Below are 19,549 nucleotides of genomic sequence, written 5' to 3' on the forward strand. Positions count from 1 at the left end.
CGCTCGCCCTATCGCCATCGCCGCCTATATGAAGCCCCTGGATCGGCGCGGGGCTCCTCTTCATGAGACCTTAACTGCGCCTCTTCCATGATCGGATTTATATATGCGGCCCTGATGGCTGCGAGAGGAGGAAGCGGGCATGTCGCAGCCGCGCAAGACAATCGGGCTTCTGTTCGGAGGGCGCTCTGCGGAGCATGAGGTCTCGAAGCTGTCGGCGGCCAATGTTCTGCGTGCCCTCGATCCGGACCGCTACGACATCATCCCCATCGGCATCGGCCGGGACGGACGCTGGCTTCTCTGCGAGAACGGCAATGGCGGCGGAAGGGGGACTCAATCCCTGGAGATCCCGGAGGGAGCGCCGCAGGTTGCCCTGCTTCCCGGTGGCGCGGGCGAGACGATCGTGCTGAATGGTGGCGCGCCGCCACGTTCCCTGCGCCTCGACGCGGTCGTTCCGGTGCTGCACGGGCCGAACGGCGAGGATGGTACGGTTCAGGGCCTTCTCGAACTCGCCAATGTTCCTTACGTCGGCTCCGGCGTGATGGGCTCGGCGGCCGGCATGGACAAGGACATCGCCAAGCGCCTGCTGCGCGACAGCGGCCTGCCGGTCGTTCCCTTTCTGACGCTGACGCCGCGCACCTGTGTCGACTACCGGGCAGCCGTGGACGCACTCGGCACGCCCGATCTCTTCGTCAAGCCGGCCAATATGGGCTCATCCGTCGGCGTGTCCCGCGCCTCGTCCGCAGCAGAATTCGATAAGGCCTGCGAGCAGGCCTTCCGCTATGACGCCAAGGTGCTCGTGGAGCGCAGCGTCACGGGTGCTCGCGAGATCGAATGCTCGGTGCTGGAGGATGCCGCGGGCGAAGTCCGGGCGTCTCCGCTGGGCGAGATCGTGCCCGCCGACAGCCACGGTTTCTACAGCTACGACGCCAAGTATATCGACGCCGATGGCGCCCTCCTGCGCATCCCGGCGGAACTCTCATCGACCCAGGCACGCCGCATCCAGGAACTCGCTGTCGAGACCTTCAAGACTCTCGCCTGCGAGGCCTTGGCCCGTGTCGACTTCTTCCTGGATCCGAAGAACGACGACGGCCTTTTCGTCAACGAGGTGAACACCCTGCCAGGCTTCACGGCGATCAGCATGTATCCCAAGCTCTGGGAGGCCGGCGGCCTGCCTCAGAGCGAATTGATGGAAGTGCTGATCGGCCATGCCATCGCGCGCCACGAGCGCAGAAACGCGCTCGCTCTGGTGTGAGCAGGGCCAGAGCATTTTTCGGCGAAGTGGATCCGGTTCGCCGACAAAAAATGCGGCAAGGCAAAGAAGAGATGATTCCACGTCAGTGGAAACAGCTCTAGTCGATCTTTTCCGCCAGCAATCCTTCGACGAAGTCCGAGAGACCGACGAGGCGATCGCGCTTCAGGCGCTCGGCGGCCTGGATGGCTTTGAGGCTCTCGAAAGACCTGCCGAGATCCTCGTTGACGATCACGTAGTCATACTCGACCCAGCGCTCCATCTCGACGCGGGCATTGGCGAGACGCTTGGCGATGACCTCGGGCGCGTCCTCGGCCCGCCGTTCCAGCCGCGCCTTCAACTCCTTGAAACTCGGCGGCAAGACGAACACGGTCACCACATCGTCGGGCAGCTTCTGCCGCACCTGGCGAGTGCCCTGGTAGTCGATGTCGAAGACCATGTCCTGGCCGGCGGCCAGCGTCTTCTCCACGGGCTTGCGCGGCGTGCCGTAGAAATTGCCGTGCACCTCGGCCCATTCCAGGAGTTCGTCGCGATCGCGCATCGCCTTGAACTCTTCCACATCGATGAAGTGATAGTGCTTGCCCTCGATCTCGGAGGGGCGCTTCGGACGCGTCGTAACGGAAACCGAGAGAACACCGGCCCGCTCTTCCACGAGGCTGCGGGTGAGCGTGGTTTTTCCCGCACCGGATGGCGAGGACAGAATGAGGATGAGGCCGCGCCGACCGACTGGAGACTTCGAATCTGGGCTCACCGCATCACTCCACGTTCTGAACCTGCTCGCGGAATTGCTCGATCACGGCCTTCAATTCAAGCCCGATCCGCGAGAGAGACACATCATTGGCCTTTGCACACAGGGTATTCGCCTCGCGGCCGAATTCCTGGGCCAGGAAATCGAGCCGCCGGCCGACAGATCCACCCTCCTGCAGGAGCCCCCGGGCAGCGTCCACATGGGCGCGCAGCCGATCGAGCTCCTCACGAATGTCGGCCCGGGCGGCGATAAGCACCGCCTCCTGATGCAGGCGGGCCGGATCGAGTGTCGCCTTGGCCTCGAATAGCTCGGCAATCTGCGCTTCCAGCCGAGCCCGGATGGCTTCGGGCTGGCGCGCCGGTGCCGCCTCTGCGTCATCGACGAGACGCGAAATGATATCGAGCTGCTGTCCGAGAACGGTGGCGAGCGCCTGACCTTCCTTCAGCCGCGCCGCCTTGAGGGATTCGATCAGCGTGCCGATTCCCGCTCTGAGGGCCACCATGAGCTCCTCGTCCTGGGCCGGATCGGCGGCATCGTCATCGAGCTCGACTACGCCGCGCACGGACAGCAGACCGTCGAGAGAAGCCGGTTGCACATTGGCAGGAAGGCTCAGGCCACCGATGGCTGAAAGCAGCGATTGCAGCACGTCCTGATTTACACGCAGCTTGGGTACGGATGATGCCTTGCTGAGCGACAGGTTGAGCTGGCCCTGGCCGCGGGTCAGCGCTTTGAGGATCTGCCCTCTCGCCTCCTCGCCAATGGCATCGAGACCAGAGGGAGTCCGAACGCGCACCTCGAGCCCGCGTCCGTTCACTGTCTTGAGTTCCCAGGCCCATTGATAGGAACCGGTGACGCCGGCCTCGCGGGCAAAGCCGGTCATGCTCGCAATGGACATGCGTTAACCTCGAACGGAATGAAAAATCGGCGCGACCATAATGCGCGCCGATCCAAGAGTCGATTACAGGGATTTAGGATCTGCCCCCGTAGCTTAAGGCTGCCGGAGAGGCGGAACGTTCTTCGGATTGTTCAGGTCGAAGGTCTTGTTCTTGAGCGGATCCTTGTCGGTCCCCTCGCTCGCATCGAAGCCACGCCCCAGCCGTCCCCCGGAAGCGGGCAACGCATTTGCGGTGCCACGCAGTGCGGGGGCCACACCCGGAGGCAGATTCGTCTGATCGGCATCGGGCACCACCCGGTCCACATCGTTGGCATCGGGAGCCGGACGGCTCTTCTCGATCTGCCGCCAACGGGTCACGTTGCGCTGATGCTGCTCGTAGCTCTCGGCGAAGGCATGACCTCCGGAACCGTCGGCGACGAAGTAGAGATCCTTGGTGCGCGAGGGATTGGCTACCGCCTCGAGAGCCGCGCGGCCCGGATTGGCAATGGGGCCGGGCGGCAGGCCCTCGACCACATAGGTGTTGTAGGGGGTCGCCGCCTCGATCTCGCTGCGCAGGATGCCACGGCCCAGCGTGCCCTTACCACCGACAAGCCCGTAGACGATGGTGGGGTCGGATTGGAGCTTCATGCGCTTCATCAGGCGATTGATGAAGACGCCGGCGACACGGGTGCGCTCGTCCGCACGGCCCGTTTCCTTTTCCACGATGGAAGCCAGGATCACGAGCTCCTGCGGCGACTTGATCGGCAGTTCGCTGGTGCGGCGCTGCCAGATCTGCTCAATGGCCTGACGCTGGGCAGTCTGCATGGTGCTGATGATCTGCTGGCGGGTGGTGCCGCGCTCGAACTTGTAGGTATCGGGCAGAAGCGAACCCTCGCGCGGCGTCTCGATGACGTCGCCGGTGAGGATCTCATGCTCGTAGAGACGGCCAACGATCTGTTCGCTGGTCAGCCCTTCGGGAACCGTCACCGTATGCAGAATGGCCTTACCCTGGATGAGAGTATCGATGGCGTCCTCGATGCTGGTGCCGGCCTTGAACTGGAATTCGCCCGCCTTCAGCTGGCCGCGCTGCCGATTGATATGGGCATAGACCTGGAACAACAGCGGCTGATCGATCACGCCCTCATTCTTGAGGATGTTGGCGATCTCGCCCGTGCCGGTGTTGCGGGGGATGACGACGACCTTGTCGCTCTGCAGCGGCCCTTGGGCCGTCACCTCCTGCTGCACCATGGAAAAGCCAAAGATTCCGGCAATCGCCAGGGCGACGAAAAGGGTCAGCAGGCCGCTCAGGAGCGACAGCATGCCCCGGCGGCGGCGGCGAAGCTTCGGTGGCGGGGGCGGCGCCATCGATGGCTTGATAGCCTCGCTCGGGGATCGTGGTGCCAAGCGGGGCTGTGCCGAACCGTGGTCGGTTTCGTCAGTAGGTGGCAAAAGGATCTTTTTCTTTCGTCCGAACATTACGCCGCTTTTCTGGTATCGGCCGGCGGTCCTGCCGGTCCGCCGACACCCTAACAGGGATTATGGCGAAAAGCCGTAACGTGCCGTCGCCAGCTTTAAGATACGCGACGAAGAATGAGCGAAGCGTTAGTGCCGCCGAACCCGAAGGAGTTCGACAGAGCCACGTTGACCTCCTTGCGCTTGGCCTGCTTGGGCACGAGATCGATAGCCGTTTCCACCGACGGATTGTCGAGGTTGATGGTCGGCGGGATGACACCGTCGCGCATGGCCAGGATCGAGAAAATTGCCTCGACGGCGCCCGCTGCACCCAGGAGGTGACCGATCGCCGACTTGGTCGAGGACATGGAGAGCTTGCCCGCTGCATTGCCCATGATGCGCTCGACCGCCTTCAGCTCCAGTTCGTCGCCGAGCGGAGTCGAGGTGCCGTGGGCGTTCACGTAATCGATCTCGGAGACATCGACGGCGGCGCGCTTGAGGGCTGCGGCCATGCAGCGATACGCCCCGTCGCCATCCTCCGACGGCGAGGTGATGTGGTAGGCATCGCCCGACAGACCGTAGCCGATGATTTCGGCATAGATCTTGGCGCCGCGCGCCTTGGCGTGCTCGTATTCTTCCAGCACCACGACGCCGGCGCCCTCGCCCATGACGAAACCGTCGCGGTCCTTGTCATAAGGACGCGAGGCGCGGGTCGGATCGTCGTTGAAATTGGTGGACAGGGCGCGGCAGGCGGCAAAACCTGCGATGGATAGCCGGTTGATCGGCGATTCCGTGCCGCCAGCGACCATGACTTCCGCATCGCCCAAGGCGATGAGACGGGCGGCGTCGCCGATGGCATGGGAGCCCGTGGAGCAAGCCGTCACGACCGCGTGGTTCGGGCCCTTGAGGCCATGCTCGATGGACACGTAGCCGCCGGCCAGATTGATGAGGCGGCCGGGAATGAAGAAGGGCGAAATGCGGCGTGGGCCGCGCTCGATCAGGGTAGCGGAGGCCTCATAGATGCCGCCAATGCCACCGATGCCGGAGCCGATCAGCACGCCGGTCGCGCATTGGTCCTCATAGGACTTGGGCTCCCAGCCGGAATCCCGCAGCGCCATGGTGGAGGCGGCCATCGCATAGACGATGAAGGGATCGACCTTGCGCTGTTCCTTGGGCTCCATCCATTCGTCGGCATTGAAGGTGCCGTTGGAACCGTCGCCGCGCGGGATCTGGCAGGCGATCTGGCAGGCGAGATCATCGACTTGGAAATCGGTGATCTTATTGGCGCCGCTCTGCCCCTCGACGAGGCGGGACCATGTGGCATCGACCCCGCTGCCCAGCGGAGTGACCATGCCAAGACCTGTAACAACTACCCGGCGCATGAATTCCTGCCCTATCGATCAATAAAATTCGGGCGTCGAATGAGTCATCCGACGCCCCTTCAGCGCTTTTAGGCTGCGTTCTTCTCGAGGAAGCGGATGGCGTCGCCAACCGTGACGATGGTCTCAGCCGCGTCGTCCGGGATCTCGACGTTGAACTCTTCCTCGAACGCCATCACCAGCTCGACCGTATCCAGGCTGTCCGCGCCCAGGTCGTCGATGAAGTTGGCATTGTCGGTCACCTTGTCGGCTTCGACGCCGAGGTGCTCGACAACAATCTTCTTCACGCGATCAGCGACGTCACTCATCGTTTTTTCCTCAGTGGCTGCCGCCTCAGGAATTGGGCGGATTAAGAAATCAAATTAGATCAGCTGTTCAGCTGACAACGCTGAAACGGCTACCCTGCGCCGTGCAAAGCCGCATTTTTAAGCGCCGGTCAACCCCTTTGACCTGATCGGGATCATGCTTAACACAAGCTTATCCGGTCTGGCGAGAGGTGAACGGCACCTGCAAACAGATTCCGGAAACGGCGATAAGTTCCTTTAGAACATAGCCATTCCGCCGTTTACGTGCAGGGTCTGGCCCGTCACGTAGGCGGCCTCGGTGGAGGCAAGATAGACGACGGAAGAAGCGATTTCCTCGCCCTGGCCGAGCCTTCCCATCGGGATCGTGCCCAAAATCCCCTCACGCTGCTTCTCGTTCAAAACGTCGGTCATGGGCGACTCGATGAAGCCCGGAGCAACCAGATTGACCGTGATATTGCGACTGGCGACCTCGGCTGCCAGTGCCTTGGTCATGCCGATCAGGCCAGCCTTGGAGGCGGCGTAGTTGCCCTGCCCCGGATTGCCGGTCGAACCCACGACCGAGCCGATATTGACGATACGACCGTAGCGGCGGCGCATCATGTTCTTCACGGCGGCCCGCGACAGGCGGAAGGCGGCGGTGAGGTTCACGGCAATGACCGTATCCCATTCCTCGTCCTTCATGCGCATGAAGAGGTTGTCCTTGGTCACGCCGGCGTTGTTGACCAGGATGTCGAGCCCGTCCATGGCGGCCTCGGCTGCCGGAACGAGAGCCTCGACTGAGTCCTTGTCGGATAGGTTCGCCTCGACCACATGGACCCGCTCGCCCAGGGACGAGGCGAGTTCGTCGAGGGCAGCGCGGCGGGTTCCGGACAGGGTCACAGTCGCGCCCTGGGCGTGGAGCGCGCGGGCGATGGCGCCGCCGATGCCGCCTGTGGCACCGGTGACGAGAGCCTTGCGGCCGGTGAGATCGAACATGCAGAGTTCCTCTTATCCGTTCAGAGAGGCTTTGAACGCCGCAACGTCCTCGGGGGTGCCAATGGCAGTGCCAGACACCCCGGTGGCGATGCGTTTCACGAGTCCGGTCAGGACCTTACCCGACCCAACCTCATAAAATGAATCAACGCCCTGGGCGGCCATGTAGGCCACGCACTCGCGCCAGCGCACGGTGCCGGTGACCTGGCGGACCAGAGCATCGCGGATCGCTGCCGGGTCGGTGATGGCGGCGGCTTCCACATTGGCGACGACCGGAACGACCGGGGCATTGACGGTCACGCCCGCCAGAGCCTCGCGCATGGCGTCGGCGGCCGGCTGCATGAGGGCGCAATGGAAGGGGGCGGATACGGCCAGCATCACGGCACGCTTGGCGCCCTTGGTCTGGGCGATCGCCACGGCCCGCTCCACGGCGGCCTTGTGACCCGAGACCACGACCTGGGCGCCCCCGTTGTCGTTGGCCGCATCGCAAACCTCGCCCTGCGCTGCCTCGCGGGCGACTTCGAGGGCGGCGTCATATTCCAGTCCGAGGAGCGCGGCCATGGCCCCCTGCCCTACCGGAACGGCGTTCTGCATGGCATTGCCGCGGATCCGCAGGAGCCGGGCAGTGTCGGAGATCGAGAGACTGCCGGCAGCAGCGAGCGCCGAATACTCGCCCAAAGAGTGACCGGCGACGAAAGCGGCGTGTTTCTTGAGGTCGAGACCGGCCTCGGCCTCCAGGACCCGGATTGCCGCCAGACTCACAGCCATCAGGGCAGGCTGGGTGTTGGCGGTGAGCGTCAGTTCCTCCGCCGGCCCCTCCCACATGATTGTGGAGAGCTTCTGGGAGAGAGCCTCGTCCACCTCGTCGAACACGGCCTTGGCCTGCGGAAAGGCGTCGGCAAGGGCCTTGCCCATCCCGACCGCCTGGCTCCCCTGACCCGGGAAAATGAATGCGCGCTTCATCAGGAACGGTTCCCTCGATTATCGAATTTGCGCGGGACTCGCACCAGGACGCCGAGGAGTCAAGGCGAAGCGCCCGCAATCGGGCACTTGAGTTGTTTATCAGATAAGGCGCCGCCAGCCTCTCAAGAGGTTTCGGTCAATCTCGGCCTTCTGGAACGTAAGGCGCCCCAGCACCCTCGCAACGACGCGCGCGAGGCTTTGCAAAGCTAAGCTTGGAGTTCTCAAGACCAGCCCTCCCAGGCCTGACCATAGGAGAACCTACCTATTCCGAGATACCTCCGGCGTGTGCACCCGCACGTCCTGTTAAGCTTCTGCCGGGAAACGCTTCCTCTTGTTTTCTGAAGGCAACCGGTGTATCCGGTCCCCCTTCCGATATTCTCAATGACTGAAGAAGGAGCCCCGCATGGCTCGCGTGACCGTCGAAGACTGCATCGACAAGGTCGACAACCGGTTTGAGCTCGTGCTGCTGGCCAGCCACCGGGCCCGCCTCATCTCGTCGGGCTCGCCGCTCACGGTCGACCGCGACCGCGACAAGAACCCCGTCGTGGCCCTCCGCGAGATCGCGGACGAGACGATTGCTCCCGACGACCTGAAGGAGCAGCTCATCCACTCGATGCAGAAATATGTCGAGGTGGACGAGCCGGAGGCCGAAGCTGTCCCCATGCTCAGCAACACGGCTGCCGCGCCTTCGACCGGCAGCGACAACGACGCGGATGTCCAGTTCGATCGCATGAGCGAGGAAGACCTGCTCCGCGGCCTGGAGGGTCTCGTTCCTCCGAGCAGCAGCGCGGACGACGACGACCGCGAATAAGCTTCGCACCGCATTTCCAAAGGCCCGGCTCGATGCCGGGCTTTTTTGTTGGCCGGCTTAACCACGCCCCAGCATAGGCCGCCTGCGGCAAGCTATTCGGCTTGCGGTCGGAAGACGTTGTACAATATCTTCAATAGCTTCGTGATTTCAGCCAGATAACCGGGCCAAAAGGAGACGTCGGCCGCATGATGCGCCAATATGAACTCGTCGAGCGGGTCAAGCGCTACAACCCCTCGGCCAATGAGGCGCTTCTCAACCGCGCTTACGTGTATGCCATGATGGCCCATGGCAACCAGAAGCGCGCATCCGGCGACCTGTTCTTCGGCCATCCCCTCGAGGTGGCGGCTATCCTCACGGACCTGAAGCTCGACGATGCGACCATCGCGGCTGCGGTTCTCCACGACACGGTGGAGGACACCCAGGCGACACTGGAGGAGATCAACAAGACCTTCGGCCCTCAGATCGGCGCCCTCGTCGACGGCCTGACGAAAATCAAGCGTCTTGACCTCGTCTCGAAGCGGGCAGCCCAGGGCGAGAACTTCCGCAAGCTGCTTCTGGCCGTTGCCGATGACGTGCGGGTACTGCTGGTCAAGCTCGCCGACCGCCTGCACAACATGCGCACCCTCCAGTTCATGCCAGCGGAGAAGCGCAAGCGCATCGCCGAGGAGACCCTCGACATCTATGCTCCGCTTGCCGGACGCATGGGTATCCAGGAGATGCGCGAAGAGCTGGAAGAGCTGTCGTTCCAGAATCTCGATCCGGAAGCCTACGAGGCCATCAAGCGGCACCTGCACGAACTCTCCATCAAGAATGAGAAGCTCGTCGACGAGATCGAACGGACACTGACGACCAAGCTGCGCGCGCAGGGAATCGAGGCGACGGTGTCGGGACGTCAGAAGCGTCCCTATTCCATCTGGCGCAAGATGGAGCGGAAGTCCGTCTCCTTCGAGCAATTGTCCGATATCTTCGCCTTCCGCATCATCGTGAACACCATCGACGAGTGCTACCGGGCGCTTGGCGTCGTCCATACCAGCTGGCCGATGGTGCCGGGGCGCTACAAGGATTACATCTCGACGCCGAAGCAGAATGATTACCGCTCGATCCACACCACAGTGATCGGCCCCGGCAGCCAGCGTGTGGAGCTGCAGATCCGCACCGAGGACATGGACGAGGTAGCGGAATACGGCATCGCGGCGCATGCCCTCTACAAGGAAGGCGTCAACGACAACTCGCGCCTCGCCACGGAAAGCCGCGCCTATCAATGGCTGCGGCGCACCATCGACCTGCTGGCCGAGGGCGACAATCCGGAGGAGTTCCTCGAGCATACCAAGCTCGAACTCTTCCACGATCAGGTCTTCTGCTTCACGCCCAAGGGCCGCCTCATCGCCCTGCCCCGCGGCGCGACGCCCATCGACTTCGCCTATGCAGTGCACACCGATGTCGGCAACACGGCGGTCGGCTGCAAGATCAACGGCCGCATGTCGCCGCTTCTCACCGAATTGCAGAACGGAGACGAGGTGGAGATCGTCCGCGCCGAAGGACAGACTCCGCCGGCTGCCTGGGAATCGCTCGTGGTCACCGGCAAGGCGCGCGCCTCGATCCGCCGTGCCACCCGCACCGCCGTGCGCCGGCAATATACCGGCCTCGGCCATCAGATCCTGGAACGCGCCTTCGAGCGTGCCGGCCGCCCCTTCTCCGACGAGAAGCTGAAAGGTGCCCTGCCCCGTCTGGCGCGGGTCTCCGTCGAGGACGTTCTCGCAGCCGTGGGCCGGGGCGAGATGTTTTCGGGTGACGTCGTGCGGGCCGTCTATCCCGACTACCTGGAAGAGCGCCGCGCCGGTTCCGACGGCAAGGGCAGCGGACAGCCCGACGGTGCGGGCAAGAAAGCGGCAAGCGAGCACCCGGATGGCATTCCGATCCGCGGCCTCAACAAGGACATGCCGATTCGCTTCGCGTCGGAAGGCGGTGCCGTGCCGGGAGACCGCATCGTCGGCATTCTCACGCCCGGCGAGGGTGTCACGATCTATCCGATTCAGTCCCCATCGCTGGCCGCCTTCGACAACGAGCCGGATCGCTGGATCGATGTGCGATGGGATCTGGAATCAGGCTCCACGCAGCGCTTCCCCGCACGCATCAAGCTGCAATCGATCAACGAGCCGGGATCTCTTGCCCAGATCACCCAGGTGATCGCCGATCATGACGGCAATATCGACAACGTTTCGATGAAGCGCCGGACACAGGACTTCACCGATATGACCATCGACCTCACGGTCTGGGACCTGAAACATCTCAATGCCATCATCGCGGAGTTGCGCGCGAAGCGCGTGGTGAGCCGTGTGGATCGCATAACCGGTTAGGATTCCAATGTCTCGCAAACCCCGTATCGCCGTCATCATGGACGAGAACACCAGTGTCGACGGAACGCGCTACGACACGACTAAGGCTTATTTCGTCGCGATCCAGCGCGCCGGGGGCCTGCCCTTCGGCATTCCTTATATCAATGAGATGATCGAGCCGGTGGTCGAGGAGTTCGACGGATTCGTCAGCGTCGGCGGACGCATCCAGTTCCCCAATGAATGGTACGTCACTGGCGACCGATCGCGATACCCGGCCTCTGAGCGGCTTGAGGTTGAGCAGGCGCTCATGCGAGGTTTCCTCGATCGTGACAAGCCAGTGCTCGGCATCTGCAACGGTATGCAGATGCTCGCCTGCCTCCATGGTGGTCACATGGTGCATGAGGTTCGGAAAACGGGGCCGCATATTCTCACCCACGATGATCGGACCGCCATGCATTCCGTCGAGATCGTCCCGGGCACAATGCTTGCGCGCATCGTGGGCACGGGGCGCGTGGACGTGAACAGCCGCCATCAGGAAGCCGTTGTTGAAGTTCCCGGTCGAGTCGTCATTGCGGCTAGGGCGGATGACGGCGTAATCGAAGCCGTCGAGATCCCATCCAGGCGTTTCGCCATTGGCGTCCAGTGGCATCCGGAGGCCTTTGCAAACCAGGATCATCCCTGCAACAGATTGTTCGACGCGTTCGTACACGCGACGCAACACTGACCGGACTGCGATAGAGCTTCCAGATGGCCATCTCCGTTCTGGGCCTCGATGCCGACGACACGCTCTGGCACAACGAAACCTTCTATCGAGTGACGCGGCAGCGCTTCAACGAGTTGCTCGCGAATTTCGCGGATAGCGAGACGCTCGAAGCTGAGATCGAAGCGACGGAGAAACGCAATCTCGGCCTCTATGGCTACGGCGCGAAAGGCTTCACGCTTTCGATGCTGGAGACGGCGCTTGCGGTCAGCAAGGGACAGGTGCCCAATCATGTCATCACGGAGATCCTGTCAGCCGGGCGGGAGATGATGAGGCATCCGGTAGAGCCCTTCCCCGGGGTTCATAAGGCCCTCGAAGAACTCTCTGCGCAATACAGGCTGATTCTGATCACGAAGGGCGATCTCTTCCATCAGGAATCCAAGCTCGCCGCATCGGGTCTGGGCAACTTCTTTTCAGGGGTCGAGATCGTCAGCGAGAAGAAGGCAGACACCTACACGCGCATCTTCTCGCGTCACGGCGCTGGCGCAGAACATGCCGCGATGGCCGGCAACTCCGTGCGCTCGGACGTCCTGCCCGCCCTCGAAGCCGGCAGCTACGCCGCCCTCATTCCCTACCATCTCGTCTGGGCGCACGAGGACGCCCCGCCCCCAACCGCGCATCCGCGTTTCACGGAACTGCCGTCGCTGGCGGAGCTGCCGAGATGGCTGGCTGAGGTTTCTGGTTCGTTATGATCCAAACTACGTAGTTAGATGCTCTGCAAAAACTCCACACAAACTAGCGCAGTTCGTAGATCGATCTAGCTTACATAAATTTGAGCTGTTGATCGAATGCGATCCGCATGTTCATATATCTCGTCGAGCGTATCGACTTTTACTCGCTCTTCCTGTTCCTTGTCGAACAGACCCAGATATTTCACGGTTCTATTAAAGTGGAGACGAACCAATGGCTTTCTGTTGTTGTCATCAACCAGAATGCCACAGTAGCTCTTTTGATCACGCATCACGATACGTGCAGGCTTGAGGATGTCACGCACAATTGCGCGAACGATCATAAAGCCTTCGCGTTCCTCATCTGTCGTTACGATCTCATCGTCTCCCGTCGACGCATTTATCTCTATAACACCAGGCTCAATGACTTCTGTTTCTGCGAGAGCAGTCGATAGGCGAGCTTGAACAGCATCTCGAACAACTTCTCGAAATGCGACCTTCACCATTGGAGTGAATTGATCTTTGACGGCAGTTGTGAATCGAGGGATCTGCAGGCCAGCTATCATCATCCGGACGAAGTCTTCAGATGGAGCTTCTATCTGATTGATAATTTCTTTCTTGATAGCTGATGTATATTTGAGTTGGTGCGCAGATTGCAGAATGCTGTCGACACTGAATTCTCCCTTGGAGAATTTTTTCAACTCATGAGTCAGATGTCCCTGAAGATCCGACAAATCGAAAGTTAAAAATGGACGCTCGTCCAATTTATTTGGGGCTTCAAGGTCAGTATGAAAATGGAACGTACGCCCATTAGTTAAGATCGCAAACTTAGCGTCAGTGACAGAGAAGTATCGGTAAAGCTGCGCAAGGTGCACTTTATCCAAATTAGTCATTATCGGCTTGCATTCGACAAGTATTCTGATCGACCCATCTATCTTAATTGCATAGTCGACTTTCTCTCCTTTTTTACCAACTGCGTCTGCGGTGAATTCCGGCACAACCTCATGAGGATTGAATATGTCGTAATCCAAAGCATTAAGAAATGGCAGGACGACAGCTGTTTTCACAGCCTCCTCCGTGACCATAGCACTTGAGTGAGACCTTATTTTCTCTGACAGAATACGTAGCTTCTCTTCGACGCTCATCTTGCCCCCGCAAGTCGATACGATACAACAGCACTGAGAACTGTATTCGTCAAGTAAGTTTCTTAGCGTGGCTGCTTCTGTTGCGGCATTGCCCCTTGCCTCCTGCCCTTGCCCCTGCCAAACAGCGCCGACGCAGGAGACCTGAGCCCATGACCCCGAAAGACGTTCTCGACGAATTCCGCTCTGCCGGTGCGCTGCTGGAGGGGCACTTCATTCTGTCGTCGGGGCTGCACAGCCCGGTCTTCCTGCAGAAGATGTTCGTGTTCCAGGATCCGGCGCGCACCGAGCGGGTCTGCCGGGCACTGGCGGAGAAGATCAGGGAGACCTTCGGGGCTGTCGATTACGTAGTCTCGCCGGCCGTCGGCGGCATCGTTCCGGGGTATGAGACCGCTCGGCATCTGGGGGCCAAGGCGATTTTCGTCGAGCGCGAGAACGGTGTTTTCGTCCTGCGACGTGGCTTTACCATTCCGGAGGGCGCTCGCGTCGTCATGGTGGAGGACATCGTCACGACCGGACTTTCCTCTCGGGAATGTCTGGCGGCTCTGAAAGAATATCCCGGCACGATTCTCGGCGCCGCCTGCCTCATCGACCGCTCCGGTGGCAAGGCGGATCTCGGCGTCCCCCTGGTGTCCCTGGTTCAACTCGACATCCCGGCCTATGCACCGGACCAGGTTCCGGCCGAATTGGCCGTCCTTCCGGCAACCAAACCGGGCAGTCGCAGTCTTAAATCATAAAAGCTGTTTATTTGTCACACACAGGCTTGACTGCCTTGGTTCTGCCAACTTGACTCTTGGCATTTACACGCCATTAAGTATTTTACTTTGTCGTTTTTGCTCGTCCGAAGGGTTAATAGCAGCCTGTTCTAAGGCGCGTCGTGATTTTATCGCGCAATTATATTGCGAACGTAAATAATAGATGCCGCTTGAATAATAAAGGTTGTTATGCCGCTTCGGCAGATACAAATAGAGAATACTTATGTCAGGCCAGCAGAGGATCGCGCTTTTCATTGATGGCGCCAACCTATACGCTACCACTAAAACCCTCGGCTTCGATATCGATTACAAGCGTCTGCTGAAGGAGTTCCAGGGTCGGGGTGTTCTGGTCCGGGCCTTTTACTACACTGCGCTTGTGGAAGATCAGGAATATTCTTCCATCCGCCCACTGATCGACTGGCTCGATTACAATGGCTATCGGGTGGTGACGAAGCCGACCAAGGAATTCGTGGATTCCGCCGGCCGCCGCAAGGTGAAGGGCAACATGGATATCGAGCTCGCCATCGATGCGCTCGAGCTCTCTCCTTATATCGACCACATGGTCCTGTTCTCCGGCGACGGTGATTTCCGATCTCTGGTCGAGGCCATGCAGCGTCGTGGCGTGCGGGTCTCCGTCGTTTCCACCGTCACGACTCAGCCGCCGATGGTGGCCGATGAGCTGCGCCGCCAGGCCGACGAATTCCTTGACCTGTCACAGCTCGCGTCCCGCATCGGGCGCGACCCCTCCGACCGTCCGCAGCGTGTCGGAAATGAGAACGGAGACCGTCAGGACCGCGTGCGCCCGCAGCAGCCGCCACGCAACGGTGCCCTCGAGAGCCGCTACGGCATCCGGCAGCCGCAGGACGACGATTTCGACATCTGAGTGTCGGATTCCGCACAGAGCATCCATGGCTGGGCAAGTCCCGGCCATTTGCTTTTTAGAATGAACTCTCTTCGACCTGACAGTTCAAGCCGAGCGACCCGGCTGTGTTGCTGACCGTCGCCAGGCACAGATCCGTCTGTCCGGTGGGGATCGACACGGCGAACCGGGTCACATAGAGACCGCCCTCGCTATCCGGGAGCTTGCGCGCTTCGAGGCGCACGATATTGGCCTGGTATTGCTTGAAGACTTCCGAGAGCCGGGCCACGAGGCCGAGCTGATCGCCGCCGCTGATCGCGATACGGTGCGTGATGCTGCCTGCAGGACCGGGGCTCGGGTCGAAGGCATAGGGAACCGCCCGGATCTCGGCCCCCTCCAGCTCGGGCAGCCGCTTCAGGCCGGCCTCGATGCTGGCGGCCGTCAGATCCGTGGGAAGCTCACAGAGCGCGACGAATTCGGCGCCCGAGCCGAGGGCCGCGAAGGTCGTATCCCTCAGGTTCACGCCGACATCGAACAGATGTTCCGCGATCGCCGCGACAAGACCGACCCTATCGGGGCCCAGAACCGAGACCAGAGCAACAGACACCATTCTTCCCTCCCAAAGATTGAGAGGGAATTAGCGCGGGAGAACGTTCCGTCAGCCCTTCTCGCGCATGAGACGCGCCTTCTCCCGGTTCCAGGAGCGCTCTTTCTCCGTCTCACGCTTGTCGTGCAGCTTCTTGCCTCGGCCAAGGCCGAGTTCCACTTTCGCCCGTCCGCGGTCGTTGAAATAGATTTTGAGCGGGATCACGGTGAAGCCCTCGCGCTGTGTGGCGCCGATCAGCTTGTCGATCTGGCGCTTGTGCAGCAGCAGACGGCGCGGACGCTTCGTCTCGTGGTTGAAGCGGTTCGCCTGGAGATACTCCGGGATATAGGCGTTGAAGAGGAAGAACTCCTCGCCCGACGGCCCGGCATAGGCCTCGCCGATAGTCGCCTTTCCCTGACGCAAGGATTTCACTTCCGTGCCGGTCAGCGCGATCCCCGCCTCGTAGGTGTCGAGGATCTCGTAATTGAACCGCGCCTTCCGGTTGTCGGCGACGACGCGGTTGGCACTCTTTGGATCTTTTGACATGAGCAATTTTAAGCGTTGATCAGCCCCGCATGGACCATGGCCGAGCGGACAGCCTGCTTCGCGCCCTCGGAGGCGGGCACCAGCGGCAGGCGCACATTATCCTCCATCAGGCCGAGCAGGGAGGCGGCATATTTCACGGGCGTCGGGTTCGTTTCGATGAACAGGTTGGTGTGCAGGGGCATGAGGCGGTCCTGCACCTTCAGGGCCGAAGCGTAATCGCCATTCAGACAGGCGTTCTGCATCTCGGCACAGAGCCGAGGCGCGACGTTCGAGGTCACCGAGATGCAGCCATGACCGCCATGGGCCATGAAGCCGAGCGCGGTCGCGTCCTCGCCGGAGAGCTGGATGAAATCGGGCCCCAGCACCTGCCGCTGCTGGCTCGCGCGCGCCATATTGGCGGTCGCATCCTTTACGCCGGCAATGTTCTTCAGCTCATAGAGCCGTGCCATCGTCTCCACCGACATATCGATGATCGAGCGGCCGGGGATGTTGTAGATGAAGATCGGGATCCCGATGGCATCATTGATGGCCTTGAAGTGCTGGTAGAGGCCTTCCTGCGTCGGCTTGTTGTAATAGGGCGTCACGATCAGCACCGCGTCGGCGCCGACCTTTTCGGCATGCTTGGAGAAGGCCACCGCCTCCGCCGTGCTGTTGGAGCCGGCGCCAGCGATCACGGGCACCCTGCCCTTCGTCTCATCGACACAGATCTCGACGACCCGCTCGTGCTCCTTGTGGCTGAGCGTGGGACTCTCGCCCGTCGTGCCGACGGGCACGAATCCGTTCGTCCCCTCCTGGATCTGCCAATTGATGAAGGACCGGAACGCCGCTTCATCCACGGCTCCATCCTTGAAGGGGGTCACCAGAGCCGTGATGGAGCCTTTGAATTGGGTCATGGGGTTATCCTCAATAATCGCGCCGGCTCTTCTTCGAAGCCACAAGGGTTTAACACATAGGGGGTGCGGCGCATGCGCGCAAACGTTCCTTCGGGGAGTTGTCCTAGCTCGGCTCTTAGTGTTTCCTCAAGAGAAACGTCGTCACAATAAGATATAAGACGGCGGCAAGGGGGTTAGCGGGTGAGCCTCAACATGCGTCCTCTCATATGTCTTGTGACATCCGTCGCGCTTGTCCAACTCTCCATTCTTACTGCCCACGCAACCGAAACTCCCCTCAACACGCCGGAACCGACCCAACCACCTTCTCTGGAAAGCTTCGTGCCCGTCGCCCCGGTTCCGGGAGACCTGGACCACCTGCCGGGGATCTTCAAGGCCTATCGGGACAACGATCTGACCGAGGCTCAGATCCTCAAGACGAAGCTCTCCCAGCCCGCCGCCCACGCCCTGGTCGAGTGGTTTGCGATCCGCAGCGGCTTCACCATGGGTCTCGACCGCATCCTGGCCTTTCAGAAGGATTATCCGGGCTGGCCGGTCACCAGCCAGCTTCGAAGACGGAGTGAGGACGCGCTGCTGGCCGAGCGCAGGCCCCCGTCGCAGGTGCGCGCCTTTTTCGCCAAGCAGCCTCCAGGAACACCCGCCGCTCGGATCGCCCTCGCCTTCGCACTTCAGGCCGAGGGCTTCACGCAGGAAGCGAATGAGAAAATCCGCCATATCTGGCGGGAGGATACCTTCGGCCCCGACGCGGAGCGCCGCATCCTCGACCGCTTTCCGGACGTCCTGGCAAAAGCCGATCACCGCTTTCGCATGGAGCGGCTTCTCCTGAAGGAGAATTGGGGCGGAGCCCAGCGCGCGGCCGGCCGTGCAGGCAAGGAATATGAACTGCTGGTCAAGGCACGCATGGCTGTCTTCCAAGGCAAGAAGAAGGCCGAGAAGGCCTTTGCGGCCGTGCCGGCCTCCCTGCGGAGCGACCCCTCCTATCTATTCTCCAAGGCGCTCCTCCAACGCCGAAGCAACAACCTGGTGGAAGCGGCCGCGATCATCATGCAGGCGCCACGGGACCCCGAATTACGGGTCGACGGCGATGAATGGTGGGCCGAACAGCGCCTGATCACCCGTGCCCTGCTCGACAAGGGCAATGCCACGACCGCCTATGAAGTAGCGAGTCATCATGCCGCGGAATCGCCTGTGCAGCAGATCGAGGCGGAGTTTCACGCGGGGTGGATAGCCCTTCGCTTCCTGAACGATCCCGCGACGGCCTCCAAGCATTTCGCGACCGTCGCCCAAACGGCCTCGACTCCCATCTCCATCTCGCGCATCGCCTATTGGCAGGGACGCGCGGCAGAGGCGGCCGGCCTGGGACAGGACACCAAAATCTTCTACGGACGCGCAGCCGACCAGCCGACGACCTATTACGGCCAATTGGCCCAGGCGAAGCTCGGTCAGACCATCTCGCTGCGAAAAGTCGATCCCCTGACAGAAGAGGAACGCAAGGCTTTCGATGCTCTCATTCCCGTTCAGGCGGTGAAACTGCTGCAGCAGATCGGCGAGCAGGATCTCGCTCTCAGCCTCTACACCGATCTCGCCCAGTCCTTGAGCGATCCGGGACAGCTCGATGCGCTGGCGAGCCTAGCCACATCTCAGCAGAATCCCCGGGCGGTGCTCTCGATCGGCAAGATGGCCCTGCAGCGGGGCTTCCCGCTCGACCAGCATGCCTATCCACTTGCGGCCATCCCGGATTTCCAGCCGGTCGGCGACGAGGTCGAGCCCGCCATGATCTATGCCATCGCCCGGCAGGAGAGCGCGTTCAATCCACGCGCCATCTCGAGCGCAGGGGCCCGGGGCCTCATGCAGCTCATGCCGGCTACCGCGAAGAGAACCGCACAGCGGTTCGGCGTCGGCTTCGATCTGAAGCGGCTGATCGAGGACCCATCCTACAACGCCAAAATCGGCTCGGCCCATCTCGGCGAGCTGATGGAGGACTGGAAGGGCTCCTATATCCTCGCCTTCGCGTCCTACAATGCGGGCGGCGGCAATGTGATCAAGTGGGTCAGGACCTATGGCGATCCCCGCAGGCCGGACGTGGACGAGGTCGATTGGATTGAGCGGATCCCGTTTTATGAGACTCGCAACTACGTCCAACGCGTGCTGGAGAATTTGCGCGTCTACCGGCAGCGGCTGAACGAAAAGCCCGCGCCGCTCGTTCCGGCAACGGCGGATGCGACAAGCACCAATTAATGATGCAGGATGCGGC

At 61.4% G+C, this 19,549-nt stretch carries 19 protein-coding genes; 8 read left to right on the forward strand and 11 right to left on the reverse strand.

Annotated features, from left to right (window positions below; all coding sequences use genetic code 11):
* Window positions 1-139: 139 nt before the first annotated feature.
* Complete coding sequence (locus JO965_RS17175) at window positions 140-1,252, forward strand: D-alanine--D-alanine ligase family protein (protein WP_203440162.1); 1,113 nt, start codon at window positions 140-142, stop codon at window positions 1,250-1,252.
* A gap of 97 nt (window positions 1,253-1,349) precedes the next feature.
* On the opposite strand, the gene gmk is transcribed toward JO965_RS17175, so the two are convergent.
* The 7 genes from gmk to fabD all read right to left on the reverse strand — a co-directional run bounded on the left by gmk (window position 1,350) and on the right by fabD (window position 7,942).
* Window positions 1,350-2,000 (reverse strand): guanylate kinase, encoded by a 651-nt coding sequence (gmk, locus tag JO965_RS17180; protein WP_203440164.1) that lies wholly within the window; start codon window positions 1,998-2,000, stop codon window positions 1,350-1,352.
* 4 nt (window positions 2,001-2,004) lie between these two features.
* The gene (locus tag JO965_RS17185) at window positions 2,005-2,892 is read right to left on the reverse strand and encodes a YicC/YloC family endoribonuclease (RefSeq protein ID WP_203440166.1); all 888 of its coding nucleotides are present in this window, start codon (window positions 2,890-2,892) and stop codon (window positions 2,005-2,007) included.
* Window positions 2,893-2,985: 93 nt separating this feature from the next.
* Complete coding sequence (gene mltG / locus JO965_RS17190) at window positions 2,986-4,347, reverse strand: endolytic transglycosylase MltG (RefSeq protein WP_203440168.1); 1,362 nt, start codon at window positions 4,345-4,347, stop codon at window positions 2,986-2,988.
* Between the two features lie 95 nt (window positions 4,348-4,442).
* Window positions 4,443-5,705: a beta-ketoacyl-ACP synthase II gene (fabF, locus tag JO965_RS17195; protein ID WP_203440170.1), complete on the reverse strand. Its 1,263-nt coding sequence runs from the start codon at window positions 5,703-5,705 to the stop codon at window positions 4,443-4,445.
* A 68-nt stretch (window positions 5,706-5,773) separates the two neighbouring features.
* Window positions 5,774-6,010: an acyl carrier protein gene (locus tag JO965_RS17200; RefSeq protein WP_009764365.1), complete on the reverse strand. Its 237-nt coding sequence runs from the start codon at window positions 6,008-6,010 to the stop codon at window positions 5,774-5,776.
* A gap of 234 nt (window positions 6,011-6,244) precedes the next feature.
* Window positions 6,245-6,982: a 3-oxoacyl-[acyl-carrier-protein] reductase gene (gene fabG / locus JO965_RS17205; protein WP_203440172.1), complete on the reverse strand. Its 738-nt coding sequence runs from the start codon at window positions 6,980-6,982 to the stop codon at window positions 6,245-6,247.
* 12 nt (window positions 6,983-6,994) lie between these two features.
* Entirely contained in the window at window positions 6,995-7,942 is a 948-nt protein-coding gene (fabD, locus tag JO965_RS17210) for an ACP S-malonyltransferase (RefSeq protein WP_203440174.1), read from the reverse strand.
* Window positions 7,943-8,345: 403 nt separating this feature from the next.
* Here fabD and rpoZ point away from each other — a divergent pair, with 403 nt between their 5' ends.
* The 4 genes from rpoZ (at window position 8,346) to JO965_RS17230 (ending at window position 12,541) form a co-directional block, all read left to right on the forward strand.
* Complete coding sequence (gene rpoZ, locus JO965_RS17215; RefSeq protein WP_203440175.1) at window positions 8,346-8,753, forward strand: DNA-directed RNA polymerase subunit omega; 408 nt, start codon at window positions 8,346-8,348, stop codon at window positions 8,751-8,753.
* A gap of 185 nt (window positions 8,754-8,938) precedes the next feature.
* Window positions 8,939-11,110 (forward strand): bifunctional (p)ppGpp synthetase/guanosine-3',5'-bis(diphosphate) 3'-pyrophosphohydrolase, encoded by a 2,172-nt coding sequence (locus tag JO965_RS17220; RefSeq protein WP_203440177.1) that lies wholly within the window; start codon window positions 8,939-8,941, stop codon window positions 11,108-11,110.
* 7 nt (window positions 11,111-11,117) lie between these two features.
* On the forward strand, window positions 11,118-11,813 hold the full coding sequence (locus JO965_RS17225; RefSeq protein WP_203440179.1) for a gamma-glutamyl-gamma-aminobutyrate hydrolase family protein: 696 nt from the start codon (window positions 11,118-11,120) through the stop codon (window positions 11,811-11,813).
* A 23-nt stretch (window positions 11,814-11,836) separates the two neighbouring features.
* A complete protein-coding gene (locus JO965_RS17230) occupies window positions 11,837-12,541 on the forward strand; it encodes an HAD family hydrolase (protein WP_203440180.1) in 705 nt (234 codons plus the stop codon).
* 65 nt (window positions 12,542-12,606) lie between these two features.
* Here JO965_RS17230 and JO965_RS17235 read toward each other — a convergent pair whose 3' ends face one another.
* The gene (locus JO965_RS17235) at window positions 12,607-13,662 is read right to left on the reverse strand and encodes a type I restriction endonuclease (protein WP_246776599.1); all 1,056 of its coding nucleotides are present in this window, start codon (window positions 13,660-13,662) and stop codon (window positions 12,607-12,609) included.
* Window positions 13,663-13,811: 149 nt separating this feature from the next.
* Between JO965_RS17235 and pyrE the strand changes: the two genes are divergently transcribed.
* Together pyrE and JO965_RS17245 are read left to right on the forward strand one after the other, a co-directional pair.
* Complete coding sequence (pyrE, locus tag JO965_RS17240) at window positions 13,812-14,396, forward strand: orotate phosphoribosyltransferase (protein ID WP_203440182.1); 585 nt, start codon at window positions 13,812-13,814, stop codon at window positions 14,394-14,396.
* A 241-nt stretch (window positions 14,397-14,637) separates the two neighbouring features.
* Window positions 14,638-15,297: an NYN domain-containing protein gene (locus JO965_RS17245; protein ID WP_203440183.1), complete on the forward strand. Its 660-nt coding sequence runs from the start codon at window positions 14,638-14,640 to the stop codon at window positions 15,295-15,297.
* Window positions 15,298-15,352: 55 nt separating this feature from the next.
* Here JO965_RS17245 and JO965_RS17250 read toward each other — a convergent pair whose 3' ends face one another.
* From JO965_RS17250 to dapA, 3 genes are read right to left on the reverse strand one after another with little or no spacing between them, the layout of a single operon-like run.
* Window positions 15,353-15,883 carry a glycine cleavage system protein R gene (locus JO965_RS17250; RefSeq protein WP_203440185.1) on the reverse strand — a complete coding sequence of 177 codons (531 nt, stop codon included), beginning with the start codon at window positions 15,881-15,883 and terminating at the stop codon, window positions 15,353-15,355.
* A gap of 48 nt (window positions 15,884-15,931) precedes the next feature.
* On the reverse strand, window positions 15,932-16,405 hold the full coding sequence (gene smpB / locus JO965_RS17255; protein WP_036350314.1) for an SsrA-binding protein SmpB: 474 nt from the start codon (window positions 16,403-16,405) through the stop codon (window positions 15,932-15,934).
* Between the two features lie 8 nt (window positions 16,406-16,413).
* The gene (gene dapA, locus JO965_RS17260) at window positions 16,414-17,298 is read right to left on the reverse strand and encodes a 4-hydroxy-tetrahydrodipicolinate synthase (RefSeq protein ID WP_203440187.1); all 885 of its coding nucleotides are present in this window, start codon (window positions 17,296-17,298) and stop codon (window positions 16,414-16,416) included.
* A gap of 318 nt (window positions 17,299-17,616) precedes the next feature.
* On the opposite strand from dapA, the gene JO965_RS17265 reads away from it, so the two are divergent.
* Window positions 17,617-19,533, forward strand: coding sequence for a lytic transglycosylase domain-containing protein (locus JO965_RS17265; RefSeq protein ID WP_246776600.1), 1,917 nt, complete (start codon window positions 17,617-17,619; stop codon window positions 19,531-19,533).
* Window positions 19,534-19,549 lie beyond the last annotated feature (16 nt).

This window comes from Microvirga sp. VF16, assembly GCF_016864375.1.
GTDB lineage: Bacteria > Pseudomonadota > Alphaproteobacteria > Rhizobiales > Beijerinckiaceae > Microvirga.